Source organism: Pseudarthrobacter sp. PvP004, assembly GCF_017876035.1.
GTDB lineage: Bacteria > Actinomycetota > Actinomycetes > Actinomycetales > Micrococcaceae > Arthrobacter > Arthrobacter aurescens_A.
The window spans coordinates 1,318,992-1,332,252 of the sequence record NZ_JAGINL010000001.1 but is presented as its reverse complement, the minus strand read 5'-3'; the positions used below and the strand labels follow the sequence as shown (position 1 = coordinate 1,332,252).

The following is a 13,261-nucleotide window of genomic DNA, read 5'->3' as shown; positions in this document are numbered from 1 at the left end:
CAGCTATCTAATCATGATCCACGCAGCCCCCAGGCCCAACGATGCGATGAGCAGCCAAGAGCCCAACGCCACCAAAATTGCGCGCCCTCCCGTGTGAATCAGCGTGCGGACCCTCACCGCGGACCCCAGCCCGAACAGCGCCGTTGCCAGGAGGATGTCCTGGACAGCTGCCGCGATTTCCAGTCCCACCGGCGGCACCCAGCCCAAGGACCGGACTGCAACCATGGACAGGAAGCCGACGACGAACAGCGGCACGATGGGCGGGAAACGGCCATCGATGCTCTTGGCCGCGTCGCCCTTCCCGTTGCTGCGCTCCCGCACGTGGAGAATCCGCTGGTGCACCCCGGCGGCTGCCGCAACGGGCGCCAGCAGGACCACACGGGTCAATTTCACGACGACGGCAATCGCCAGCGCCGATGTACCTGCGGTTTGTGCTGTGGCCACCACTTGGCCGACGTCATGCACGGACGCGCCGGTCCATGCCCCGAACTGTTCGGGATTGAGGTTGAGGGGGTGCATCAGCAGGGGCAGTACACCGATGGCAAGGGTGCCACACAGTGTCACGAGTGCCACCGGGAGCACTGTGTCTTGATGCTTGATGCGGCGCACAGCTGCCATCGCGCCGATTGCGGAGGCTCCGCAGATGGAAAAGCCCGTGGCGATGAGGAGGGCAGCTTCTCCCGGAAGACGCAGCAAACGCGCCAGTCCGTAGGTTCCCGCAAAGCTCAGCAGGACCACGCCTGCGATCAGGAGGAGGGACAGCCACCCCAGGCCGATGACGTCGCCGATGCTGACTTTGAGGCCCAAAAGCACGATTCCGGCACGCATGAGGTGCTTTCCGGCGAAGTCCAGGCCTGGTCGGGCGCGTCCCGCAGTCAAGACCGCCGTGCCCGGTATATTTGCTGAGAGCAAGCCCAAAGCAACTGCGAGTGTCATGGCCGGGACCGCCGGGAAAACGGTGTGGATGGCGAAGGCAAGACCCGTTGCGGCGATGCTCAGGACCAACCCGGGCCCCAGCCGGGAAAACTGGGGCGCAAGAGTGTTGAAGGGCATGCCTCAACCCTGCCGGATGGGGGCACGGAAGGCGAACCGGGAGCACCCGGAAACGGCGACACAATCAGCGCGAAATGCGCCCGACCCAAAAAGGTGATTACCTGAATCCCATGTCTGACCTATTCCAGGATTACTCCGAGGCCGCCGCACGCAGTGGCGCCTACGACGAGATGTTTGCCCAGGGCCACGTTGCCAGAAGATCCTATGGTCAGGTTTCCGGGGCTCTCCGCGAGCTTTCCCTGGCGGATGTCACCGCCCGTGCCGACTCGATGGCACGAACCTTCCTGGACCGTGGCGTGACGTTCGACTACGCGGGGGAGGAACGCCCCTTTCCCTTGGACATTGTTCCGCGTGTCATTCCCGCCGATGAGTGGAATGTGTTGGAGCGCGGCGTGGCCCAGCGCGTCAAGGCTCTCGAAGCATTTCTGAACGACGTCTACGGGCGGATGGCAGTAGTCACAGATGGCGTGATTCCCCGGCAGCTTGTGACAACCAGCGCACACTTCCACCGTGCCGTGCACGGTTTCGAGCCATCAGGCGGGGTTCGCGTCCATGTGTCGGGCATTGACGTGGTTCGCGACGCCGCAGGAACCTTCCGAGTGCTCGAGGACAACGTCCGCGTACCTTCGGGGGTCAGCTACGTCCTGGAGAACCGGCGGGCCATGGCCAAGGGTTTGCCCGAGGCTTTTGGCCAGCAGCACATCCGGCCTGTGGAGGAGTACCCCCGGAGGCTCCTGTCCGCACTGCGCAAAACCGCTCCCGCCGGCGTGGACGATCCCACCGTGGTTGTCCTGACCCCGGGCGTCTTCAACAGTGCGTACTTTGAGCACACCCTCCTTGCAGGGCTGATGGGCGTGGAGCTCGTTGAAGGCCGTGACCTCATTTGCCGTGGCAACCGCGTTTACATGCGGACCACTGCCGGTGAGCAGCGCGTGGATGTGATCTACAAGCGCATCGATGACGACTTCCTGGATCCACTGCAGTTCCGCTCGGATTCCATGCTCGGTTGCCCGGGACTGGTCAACGCCGCCCGAGCCGGGGGAGTGACCATCGCCAACGCTGTGGGCAACGGAGTAGCCGATGACAAGCTCGTGTACAGTTACGTGCCTGACCTGATCCGGTACTACCTTCACGAAGAGCCGATCATCGCCAACGTCGACACTTTCCGGCTTGAGGAAAAGGAAGCCAGGGAGCATGTTCTGGACCGCCTCGACGAACTGGTGGTCAAGCCCGTGGACGGCTCAGGCGGCAAAGGACTGGTCATTGGGCCGGACGCCACGAAGGACGAACTCGACGCCCTGCGCAAGCGCGTCATTGCAGATCCCCGCGGATGGATCGCACAGCCAGTTCTCCAGCTCTCTACGGTGCCGACGCTCTCCGGAGACAAGTTCGGCCCCCGCCATGTGGACCTGCGGCCATTTGCAGTCAACGACGGCGACGACGTCTGGGTCCTGCCCGGAGGCCTCACCCGGGTGGCACTCAAGGAAGGGTCTTTGATAGTGAACTCCAGCCAGGGCGGCGGTTCCAAGGACACCTGGGTTTTGGCCGACTCTCCGCAGCTGCCGGCCGAGATCATTCCCCGCCAATCCGTTACTGTCCGTGAGCAGGTATCCGTGTGGCCCGTGGAGAGCAACTGGCGGGACCGCCAAACGGAGCAGCAGCAGTGAACGCACTCCACCAACACTTGAACTTCGATCTGCACCACGCGAAGGAGGCAGTTCCATGCTGAGCCGCATTGCTGAGTCACTCTTCTGGATCGGACGCTACGTAGAGCGTGCCGACGGTACTTCCAGGATTTTGGATGTCCACCTTGAGCGCCTGAACCACCTGCCCCTTGAGGAACAGCGAAGCGTCGCCCGGGAGCTCCTTGCCGTGATGGGTGCCAAGCCCCAGAGCGAGGACTTCGGCCTCCCGGAACTCCTGCACGCGTTGGCCTATGACAAGCACAGCGCATCGTCCATCGCAGGTTCACTCGGGGCAGCCCGCGAGAATGCGCGGCGGGCCCGCGAAACCGTGTCCCAGTCCCTCTGGGAAAGCCTCAACACCACCTATTACGGCCTCAACCAACACCGCAAGGACGTTGTGGGAACCTACCGTTTCTGCAATTGGGTCTTGGAGCGGACCGCCATGGTTCGCGGTCTCGCGGACACCACGGTCAGCCATGATGAGAGCTGGTTGTTCATGGTGCTCGGCCGCTCCTTGGAACGGGCCGATATGACTGCCCGCATGTTGTCGACGCGCGATGTTCAGTCCGCTGGAATGTCCTGGGTCAACATGCTGCGGTGCGCAGGAGCTTATGAGTCCTTCATCCGAACCCGAAGGGCAGCGTTCGGAGACCAGCACGCGGCGGAATTCCTGCTGCTGGACCGGTTGTTCCCGCGGTCGATTGTCTATGCTTTGCGCGATGCCGATGAATGCCTCGCCAAGCTGGATCCATCAGCGCAGCGCGTGGGATTCATCAACGATGCCCGGCGAATTGTTGGCCAGGCCCGGACATTCCTGGAATTCCACCGCACAGACGATCTCATGTCCGAACTGCCTGAACACATGGAACGTGTGCAGAAGGCCGTAACGCAGGCGTCTGACGCAATTTCCCGTAAGTACTTCAATCAGGCTGATGAACACGCCTGGGTGGGAGAAGTTTCATGACCCGGCTGAGCATCATTCACAAGACTGCCTACAAGTACAACCGCCGCGTGACCCTGTCCTATAACGAGGCCCGGATGACTCCGCTGACTGATGGCCAGCAGGTGGTCCTGGAGTCCTCACTGAAGGTTTCACCTAACCAGGCCTCGGTCAGTACCTACCGTGATTATTGGGGTACGCGGGTCACAGCTTTTGATATGCAGATGCCGCATGAGAGCCTCGAAGTCCTCGCGACAGCCACCGTTGAAGTGCACCGCACCGAGCGGGTGGCAACCGAGGATGACATCGTGGGGTGGGATGTCATAGCTTCGGAGAAGGTCCAGGACGAGTTCAGTGACTGGTTGCCGCAGTCCCGGCTCAGCGGGCCCGGTGAGGAAGTCCTCGAAATCGTCCCGGATGTTGTCAAGGGGAAGAACCCCCATGAGGCAGCGCTGGCAGTATTCGCGTGGATGGCCGGCGAGATGACCTACATGAAGGGCACTACGGGGGTCACCACCAATGCCGAACAGGCGTGGTCCCAGCGCCAAGGCGTGTGTCAAGATCTCGCGCACCTGGCAATCGGCGCCCTACGCTGCAGTGGCATCCCTGCGCGCTACGTTTCCGGCTACATTCATCCCCGGTCCTCGGCGGACATCGGCGAAACTGTTGCTGGCCAATCACATGCCTGGCTGGAGTGGTGGGATGGCGAATGGCGCAGCTGGGACCCCACCAACCACAAGCCTGCCGGTGATTACCACGTCACAGTTGCCCGAGGCCGCGACTATCGCGATGTTCCCCCGCTGAAGGGCATCCTGTCAGGTGGCGGTGGTTCAGGGCTCGCCGTCTCAGTGGAGATCACCCGACTCGCTTAGGTTTTTGTACAGATAAGGCCCTTAAGAGTCGCTCTTAAGGGCCTTATCCGTACTCAATCCTGGCGTCTTTCTACCAAGGTGACGGCTTGTAGTCCTTGAGGAAGACGCCGTACTGATCTTCACCCTTTTCACCCATCACGATGGGGTCGTACACACGTGCGGCGCCGTCCACCAGGTCCAATGGAGCATGGAATCCCTCTTCCATGAGCCGGACCTTTGTGTAGTGCGGCCGCTCGTCAGTGATCCATCCGGTGTCCACTGCGGTCATGAGGATGCCATCGGAATCCAGCATTTCCTGTGCGCTGGTCCGGGTCATCATGTTCAGCGCAGCCTTGGCCATGTTGGTGTGGGGGTGGCCTGGGCCCTTGTAGGCGCGGGAGAACTGCCCCTCCATGGCCGAGACATTAACGATGTATTTCCTGTGGGCTGTGGACCGCTTCATGGCATCGCGTAGACGGCTGACCAACAGGAAGGGTGCTGTGACGTTGCACAACTGGACCTCGAGCATCTCCAAGGGATCCACCTCGTCCACCACCTGGGTCCAGCTGTTGATGGAGGCGAGGTCCGGTACCAGGCCACCGGCGTCGATGGCCGTTCCCGATTCAATTCGTTCCAGTGATGCCGATCCGGTGGAGAGTGCCAGAGACGTGATCGCGTCGCCCGCCAAGACCGGATGTTCGGTGACGCTGCTGGCGAGGGCCAGCGGGTGCTTGTCATGGGCATGCCCGAAGGTCACCAGCTCCGGGCCGCCGTTGGCAGCGTCAAGGGCTGCAGGCAACGGCTCGTCCTCAGCGTCCACCAAGGGCTTGTAGGCGTTGCCGGAACGCCGCACCGTCTGTGCGGCGTTGTTAATCATGATGTCCAGCGAGCCGGCCTCGTTGAGCGAGTCCGTCAATGCCATGACTTGTGCCGGATCGCGGAGGTCTATGCCAACGATCCGGAGCCGGTGAAGCCACTCGCTGCTGTCTTCCATGGCAGCGAACCGACGCGCGGCGTCCTTCGGGAAGCGAGTGGTGATGGTGGTGTGGGCACCATCACGGAGAAGCCGCAGTGCGATGTACATGCCGATCTTGGCGCGTCCACCGGTCAACAAGGCCCTGCGTCCTGTGAGATCGGTGCGGGCATCGCGCTTGCTGTGGCTGAAAGCCGCGCACTCAGGACAGAGCTGGTGATAAAAAGCGTCAACCTGGGTGTAGTGCTTTTTGCAGATATAGCAGGGACGCGAGCGGATGAGATGACCCGCGATCTCGCCGGTGGCAGAGGGTGCCAGCTTGTTGCCGCGGGTTTCGTCGTCAATGCGGTCCGGCGCGGCGGTAGCCGTCATGGCGATGACGGCGCGGTCAGCCTCTGCGATGGAATCGCGTTTGGTGACACGACGGTGGCGTTTGACGGCCTTGAACATCTTGCCGGTGGCACGGCGGACTGCAACATAGTCCGGGTGCTCTTCGTCGTAGACGTGGATCGTGGTCAGAACCTTGAGGCAGGCCTGGATCTCTTCAGGCGTCAGATCGGTGGAGCTCATTGACCTGATTTTACAGCCTTGGGAGCCAGTGGCCTGCCTCGGGTTCTGTGTACGGTACTACCGGCTAATGCGCGGCACCCTGCGCCGCGGCGTCCGCCACTCGTGACTGGATGCCTGCAGCTACCTTTTCAGCGGAGTCGCGGATATCGGGATCATCATGGGTGGCTGCCTTGACAGCTTCCGGCAGCCCCCGGCGGTGTTGAGCGGACAGCGCGAGCTCTGCCTCACCGGGCTCGGGGACAACCTGGCCCTTCGCCAGCACGGTAATGCCTGACTCCGTGACCTTATATCCCCGGGCCTTATCCAAGGCCGGGTCCAAGCCGATGGCCGCACCGGCAGGGACCTTGACGTTCTTGTCCAGAATCGCCCGCTTGATCACGGCACCTTCGCCGACGCGGACTTTGTCCATCAGCACAGAGTCCTGGACCCTGCTGCCGGCCGCCACGTAGGCGTCGTTGGAGAGGACTGATCCCTCCACAATGCCACCGGAAACCACAACGCCGCTGGCAACAATGGAATCGAGGGCCGTTCCCACTGTGTTGTTCTCGCCTCGAACAAACTTTGCAGGCGGCGAGATGCTCTGGCGCGTGTATATCGGCCACTCGGAGTTATAGAGGTTGAAGATCGGCACGGGGGAGATGAGGTCCATGTGTGCGTCGTAGAACGAGTCGATGGTGCCGACGTCGCGCCAGTAGGTCCGGTCGCGTTCGGTGGCACCGGGAATGTCATTAAGCGTGAAGTCATACACGCCCGCTTCGCCTTGGTCCACGAAGTAGGGGATGATGTCACCGCCCATGTCGTGCTTGGTATCGAGGCGTTCCGCGTCCACATGCAGCGCTTCAACAAGGGCATCAGCATTGAAGACGTAGTTGCCCATGGATGCCAGGAACTGTGTGGGGTCGGCAGCCAGCCCGGGGGTGCTGGCCGGCTTCTCCACGAACGCGGCAATCTTCTGGGGATCGTTCTGGTCTACCTCGATCACGCCGAACTGGTTGGCCATGTTCAGCGGCTGCCGCACTGCAGCGACTGTTGCTTTGGCGCCACTGGCAATGTGCTGCTCCACCATTTGGGAGAAGTCCATGCGGTACACGTGGTCAGCGCCGACCACTACCACGATGTCCGGGGCGTCGTCATGGATGAGGTTCAGCGATTGATAGATGGCGTTGGCACTGCCAAGGAACCAGCTCTTGCCCACACGTTGCTGCGCAGGAACAGAAGCAACGTAGCGGCCCAGCTGCGTGGACATACGCCACGTTTCCGAGATGTGCCGGTCAAGGCTGTGCGATTTGTACTGCGTCAGAACGACGATTTTCAAATATCCCGAATTAACGAGATTGGATAGTGCAAAGTCAATTAGCCTGTAGCCGCCTGCGAACGGAACCGCGGGCTTGGCCCGATCCGCCGTCAGCGGCATGAGTCGGTTGCCTTCTCCGCCTGCCAATACGATTGCCAGAACTTTCTTCAACGCCATGGTCACAGCTCCCCGTACGTCTTCGTATCCCCCAAAAGTCCGATTTTCCGGACTCTTTCACACTAGAACACATACGCCGGAACGACTACGTTGGTTAGCGTGCGAATAGACATTGTGACTAAAGAATTCCCTCCGGAAATTTATGGCGGTGCCGGTGTCCACGTTGCCGAGCTCAGCCGGGTGCTGGCAAAGCACGTTGACCTTCACGTTCGGGCGTTCGGCGCGCCGCGTGATGCCGACTATCACGGGGCTACCGTGGCGTCCTACGCCACGCCCGAAGACCTCGGCGAAGCCAACGCTGCCCTCCAGACCCTCGGCGTGGACTTGAGGATCGTTCCGGACATTGCGGGAGCGGACCTTGTCCACTCGCACACCTGGTACGCCAACATGGCCGGCCACCTCGCGTCGCTGCTGCACGGCATTCCGCACGTGCTCAGCGCCCACAGCCTGGAGCCACTGCGCCCGTGGAAGGCGGAGCAGCTCGGAGGCGGCTATGCGCTGTCCTCCTGGGTGGAGAAGACGGCGTATGAGGCGGCCGCCGCCATCATTGCTGTGTCCGATGGCATGCGTCAGGACATCCTCCGCAGCTACCCCAACGTGGATCCGGACAAGGTCCGGGTTGTCCACAACGGCATCGACGTTTCCCTGTGGGAACGTGATGAAGAGGATGACGCAATCCGGGCACTGGGCATTGATCCTGCCAAGCCCAGCGTGGTCTTCGTGGGCCGCAACACCCGCCAGAAGGGTGTGCCGTACCTGCTCCGCGCCGCGTCAAGCCTGCCTGACGATGTCCAGTTGGTCCTGTGCCTCGGGGCCGCTGACACTCCCGAGCTCGCCGCCGAAACTGCGCGCCTCATCGAGGAGTTGCAGGCCAAGCGCGAAGGCGTCGTCCTCATTGAGCGGATGCTGCCCCGGAAGGAGCTGATCCAAGTCCTCAGCCACGCCACGGCCTTCGCCTGCCCTTCGATTTATGAGCCCCTGGGCATCGTGAACCTGGAAGCCATGGCCTGCGGTGCCGCAGTGGTGGCCAGTGCCACCGGCGGCATTCCGGAAGTGGTTCAGCATGGCGAAACCGGACTCCTGGTCGAATTGGAACAGGTTACCGACGGAACCGGAACGCCTTTGGATCCGGAGAAGTTCGTCAGCGACTTCGCTGCGGCCCTGAATGAAGTAGTAGCCGATCCTGCCCGCGCCCGCGAGATGGGAATTGCAGGGCGACGCCGGGCGGAGGAACACTTCTCCTGGGAGTCCATTACGGAAACCACGCTGGAGGTCTACCGCTCAGTCCTGCGGTAAGACAGGACTAAAGCGTCCCGGCATCACGTCAAACCACGACGGCGCCGTCCCCTTTGGTGGGGACGGCGCCGTCGTGCTTTAACAAAGTTCCGCAACTGTTCACCGTTTGGTGAGGAAGTACCGCTAACGCGACTTGCGGGCCTTCAGGGCAAGGAGCGTTTTCTCGTCTGCAGGGCCGCTTCCGCTGGCCCGCTGCTCGCTGAAGTGCTCGCGGGCTTCATCCTGCCTGACGGCTTCTGCACCGCTCGCTATGGAAGCGCGCAGATGCTCGGGACCGTAGCCGAAAGCATCCACGAGGTCCACGGCGTGCGGGCGGATCTTGACCAGCAAGCGGTTGATGTACGTACCCACGGTCCGGCCCCGCTGCATCGAAAGACGCCCGTTCATGAGGTACCAGGACAGGTGCTTCTCGATCAGGGACAGCCCGAAGAGGTCGCGCAGCCACGTCAGGACCCGCTTGGTCCCTTCATCAGAGACGTGGCCCAGAGCCTCAGTGAAGGCTTCCCACTGGAGGAGTTCGGCGTGCGCCTGGGCCGCTTCGATGAGTTCGTGTTGGTGCTGGTTGAAGAGGGCTGCAGCCTGGTGCTGGGGGAGCTTGTTGGCGCCCTTCAGTGCCGCACCGACTTCTGCCACCATCGACTGCACGCGGTCTGCGAGGAGGGTCCGCTGGCCTTCCTCATCCCGCAACGCCAAAGCAGCCTTTTGGACTGAACCGGTATCGGCCACGAACTGGGCCACCTGCCTTAGACCCGTACGGTGCAGAGCCACCCCGGCCGCCTGGTCCACAACGTAGCGGGCCAGTACGCCAAAGTCCGCGCTGCGGAATTCCTTGGCGTAATCGGCCAAGAGGCGCTTGGCCACCAGTTGGAGCAGGACAGTGTTATCGCCTTCGAAGGTTACATAGACGTCCAGGTCCGCTCGCAAGGAAGCAAAGCGGTTCTCGATCAGGAAGCCTGCGCCGCCGCATGCCTCCCGGCATTCCTGCAATGTATCCAGGGCATGCCAGGTGCTGAGCGGTTTGAGCGCGGCGGCCAGGGTTTCCAGGTCCTGGCGGTCGGCATCGGTGTCGTGGGCGCCGGAGAAGACGTCGTCGAACTTCTGCAACAACTGTTCGTGCGCGAAACTGGCGGCGTACGTGGTGGCGAGCCGGGTGAACAGGCGGCGCTGGTGCCGCTGGTAGTCCAGCAGGACCTCTTCATCGGTGCTGGACGACGCGTTGAATTGCCGGCGCTCGGTGGCATACTGAATGGCGGTCTTGAGGGCAACCTTGCTGGCAGCCACAGCGGCTCCATCCAGGGAAACACGGCCTTGAACCAAGGTGCCGAGCATCGTGAAGAAGCGGCGTCCCGGGCTTTCAATGGTGGAGGAGTAAGTACCGTCCACAGCGACGTCACCGTAGCGGTTCAGGAGGTTGGTGCGGGGGATGCGTACATTCGCAAAGTGCAACCGGCCATTGTCAATGCCGTTCAGTCCACCCTTGATGCCGTCATCTTCACCGCCGATGCCCGGAAGGAACTCCTTGGTGGCTGGATCGCGGAGTTCCACGTAGAAAGCGTGGACACCGTGATTCACGTTCTTGGTGATCAGTTGGGCAAACACCACAGCGGCCAGGCCATCGTTGGCTGCATTGCCGATGTAGTCCTTCCATGCCGCCCGGAACGGCGTATTGATCACGAATTCCTGGCTGGCTTCGTCGTAGGTAGCCGTGGTGGCAATGCTGGCGACATCCGAGCCGTGGCCCGTCTCGGTCATGGCGAAGCAGCCTGGAATCTCAAGGCTCATGATGCCGGGGAGCCACTTGTCCTGATGTTCCACGGTGCCGAGGTGCATCACTGCAGAGCCGAAGAGGCCCCACTGGACGCCAGCCTTGATCTGCAGCGACGGGTCGGCGGTGACGATCTCTTCGAAGCCGGCGATGTTGCCGCCATGGTCGTCGGAGCCGCCCAGCCGGGTGGGGAAGGCGCGATGGACGGTGTTGTTGTCCACCAGGAACTTCAGCTGCTCGAACACTCGGGCACGGTGCTCGGTGTGGTGCAGGCCCTCGATTTTCTGGACCGCCGGGTTGCCTGCCACCGCGCGGGCCTGGTGCCGGATGTGGGCCCACTTGCCCAGGAGCTGCTCTCCCAGGGCAGCGACATCCACCACAGGCTCGGCAGCGCTGGGCGTGGCTGCGTCGTCGCGGCCTGAGGGCTGGTTGGCCGATGAGGCCCGGTCCACTACTTCAGTCATGTTGTTTCCTTCTTTGGTTCCGACAACTGATGAGTCATTTCTTGCGTCAGGTGGTGGTCTTGAGTTCCGGGGCGATGCCCAGGCACAACCAATCAGTGATCTGCCCGGCCATGGTTGCTTGGTCGGGTTTGGTGCTGCTGGCGGGGCTTCCCAGCCACATTTCGCCCGCGTTCCTGACCAGTCCGATGGCGGCAGTGGGCCAGTACACGATGACGGATTCTTTCTCTTCGCCGAGGTGCTCCCGCATGGGAGTCGCGATCATGTCCGTGATTTGCTCGAAGAAGTTACCCAACGCGCCTGAGGCCGCGATAGCGTCTTGGGCCGAAGCCTCCCCGGGAGTGAGCCGGGTGATGAAGGCGTAGACGTTGGGGCTGGACTCGGCCATCTGCAGGTACGCGGAAACCATGGCGAACAACCCCTCGCGGGGTGTCTGGGCCAGTTGGGCGGCTTCCTGCATGCGACGCTGCATTTGACCCAGTACAACCTCGCCCATTGCTTGCTGAAGCCCGGCTTTGTCCCCGAAGTAGCGGTAGAAGACCGACTTCGACGTTCCGGCTGCTCCGGCGATGTCCTCCATCGAGGCGTCACTTCCCAGCCGGTGAACTGCCTTGCGGGCGGTTTTGATCAGTTCCCGCCGGCGCTCTTCACGGTGGGACTGCCACCGTGCCGCTCGCCCGTCAACAACGGCTTCGGACTCCATGGCCCCGGGGACTTCGAGGACAACCTCGGGGGAGCCGGCGGGGCTGGTGGATTCTTCGTGGCGACTGTTCACGATACCCAGCGTATCAGGTACGCTGGGTATCAGTAACTGGCATCGATCGAAGGAGATAAGCATGGCTGCAGCAGACGTGACCACGGACGGGCCCTTGGAACCGGCTTCCACCCCTCAAGCAACGCGCTCGGCGGTCATCGTGGGCGGCAACCGCATTCCGTTCGCCCGCACTGGCGGGGCATATGTTAAGTCCTCCAACCAGGACATGCTCACCGCTGCACTGGAAGGGCTCATTGCCAGGTTCGGTCTCCAAGATGAACGCATTGGGGAGGTGGCAGCCGGGGCAGTGCTCAAGCACTCAAGGGACTTCAACCTCACCCGGGAAGCCGTCCTCGGCTCTGCCTTGTCACCCGAAACCCCCGCATACGACCTCCAACAAGCCTGTGCAACCGGCCTGGCGACCGTTCTTGGGTTGTCCAACAAGATCAAGTTAGGGCAGATCGATTCAGGGATTGCCGGTGGGGTGGACTCGGCATCGGATGCCCCGATCGCTGTCAGTGAAGGCCTGCGCGAAATCCTGCTGGACCTGAACCGGGCCAAGACCCCCATGCAGAAGCTGAAGATCATCGGCCGGATCCGCCCCAAGGACCTGGCGCCGGATGCCCCCAACACCGGAGAGCCCCGCACAGGGCTGTCGATGGGCGAACACCAAGCCCTCACTACTGCCCAGTGGAAAATCTCCCGGGAAGCGCAGGATGAATTGGCTTTCAACAGCCATCGCAACCTCGCTGCCGCCTATGAGCGAGGCTTCTTCGATGACCTCATCACTCCGTACCGCGGCCTTAACCGCGACTCCAACCTGCGCGCAGACACCACACTGGAGAAGCTCTCCACGCTGAAGCCCGTGTTCGGCAAGAACCTGGGTGCCGAGGCGACCATGACCGCGGGAAACTCGACGCCCCTCACCGATGGAGCCTCCGCGGTCCTGCTGGCAACAGAAGAATGGGCCGACTCACACGGCCTGCCCAAGCTCGCAACCGTCCTGGATGGCGAGGCGGCCGCCGTCGACTTCGTTCACGGTAAGGACGGCCTCCTCATGGCGCCTGTTTTCGCAGTCCCGCGCCTGCTGGCCCGCCAAGGATTGACCTTTGAGGACATCGACTTCTTCGAAATCCACGAGGCCTTCGCGGGGACCGTTCTCAGCACCCTGGCGGCGTGGGAAGACGAGGAGTTCGGCCGGACGCGGCTGGGCCTTGACGGAGCGCTGGGCAAAGTGGACCGTGCCAAGCTCAACGTCAACGGATCATCGTTGGCTGCCGGCCATCCATTCGCAGCAACAGGTGGGAGGATCGTGGCCTCACTTGCAAAAATGCTCCATGAGAAGGGTGCCGTCAACGGCCGCCCCGCACGGGGCCTGATTTCCGTGTGCGCCGCAGGTGGTCAGGGTGTTGTTGCCATTCTGGAAGCAGCGTAGGGGGAGC

10 protein-coding genes are annotated in these 13,261 nt (G+C 62.3%); 5 read left to right on the top strand and 5 right to left on the bottom strand.

The genetic code is table 11. The features are described from left to right. Window positions 1-3: 3 nt before the first annotated feature. Window positions 4-1,053 carry a YeiH family protein gene (locus J3A64_RS06075; protein ID WP_011774819.1) on the bottom strand — a complete coding sequence of 350 codons (1,050 nt, stop codon included), beginning with the start codon at window positions 1,051-1,053 and terminating at the stop codon, window positions 4-6. A gap of 110 nt (window positions 1,054-1,163) precedes the next feature. On the opposite strand from J3A64_RS06075, the gene J3A64_RS06070 reads away from it, so the two are divergent. Genes J3A64_RS06070 through J3A64_RS06060 form a run of 3 tightly spaced genes read left to right on the top strand, consistent with a single transcriptional unit; the run spans window position 1,164 to window position 4,550 of the window. Beyond that, window positions 1,164-2,720, top strand: a complete 1,557-nt coding sequence (locus J3A64_RS06070) for a circularly permuted type 2 ATP-grasp protein (RefSeq protein ID WP_014921897.1) — start codon at window positions 1,164-1,166, stop codon at window positions 2,718-2,720. Window positions 2,721-2,775: 55 nt separating this feature from the next. After that, a complete protein-coding gene (locus J3A64_RS06065; protein WP_014921898.1) occupies window positions 2,776-3,702 on the top strand; it encodes an alpha-E domain-containing protein in 927 nt (308 codons plus the stop codon). Next, window positions 3,699-4,550, top strand: coding sequence for a transglutaminase family protein (locus J3A64_RS06060; RefSeq protein WP_011774822.1), 852 nt, complete (start codon window positions 3,699-3,701; stop codon window positions 4,548-4,550). The genes J3A64_RS06065 and J3A64_RS06060 overlap by 4 nt, the downstream gene beginning before the upstream one ends. A 70-nt stretch (window positions 4,551-4,620) precedes the next feature. On the opposite strand, the gene J3A64_RS06055 is transcribed toward J3A64_RS06060, so the two are convergent. Next, window positions 4,621-6,072: an SDR family NAD(P)-dependent oxidoreductase gene (locus J3A64_RS06055; RefSeq protein ID WP_210063809.1), complete on the bottom strand. Its 1,452-nt coding sequence runs from the start codon at window positions 6,070-6,072 to the stop codon at window positions 4,621-4,623. Window positions 6,073-6,136: 64 nt separating this feature from the next. Next, window positions 6,137-7,549, bottom strand: coding sequence for a glucose-1-phosphate adenylyltransferase (gene glgC / locus J3A64_RS06050; RefSeq protein ID WP_011774824.1), 1,413 nt, complete (start codon window positions 7,547-7,549; stop codon window positions 6,137-6,139). A gap of 93 nt (window positions 7,550-7,642) precedes the next feature. On the opposite strand from glgC, the gene glgA reads away from it, so the two are divergent. After that, window positions 7,643-8,839: a glycogen synthase gene (glgA, locus tag J3A64_RS06045; protein ID WP_014921901.1), complete on the top strand. Its 1,197-nt coding sequence runs from the start codon at window positions 7,643-7,645 to the stop codon at window positions 8,837-8,839. Window positions 8,840-8,962: 123 nt separating this feature from the next. Here the strand turns inward: glgA and J3A64_RS06040 are convergent, their stop codons facing one another. Then, a complete protein-coding gene (locus J3A64_RS06040; RefSeq protein ID WP_014921902.1) occupies window positions 8,963-11,068 on the bottom strand; it encodes an acyl-CoA dehydrogenase in 2,106 nt (701 codons plus the stop codon). A 46-nt stretch (window positions 11,069-11,114) separates the two neighbouring features. Next, window positions 11,115-11,903, bottom strand: coding sequence for a TetR/AcrR family transcriptional regulator (locus J3A64_RS06035; RefSeq protein ID WP_014921903.1), 789 nt, complete (start codon window positions 11,901-11,903; stop codon window positions 11,115-11,117). Here J3A64_RS06035 and J3A64_RS06030 point away from each other — a divergent pair. After that, window positions 11,902-13,254: an acetyl-CoA C-acetyltransferase gene (locus J3A64_RS06030; protein WP_210063808.1), complete on the top strand. Its 1,353-nt coding sequence runs from the start codon at window positions 11,902-11,904 to the stop codon at window positions 13,252-13,254. The two genes, J3A64_RS06035 and J3A64_RS06030, sit on opposite strands and share 2 nt — an antisense overlap. Window positions 13,255-13,261 lie beyond the last annotated feature (7 nt).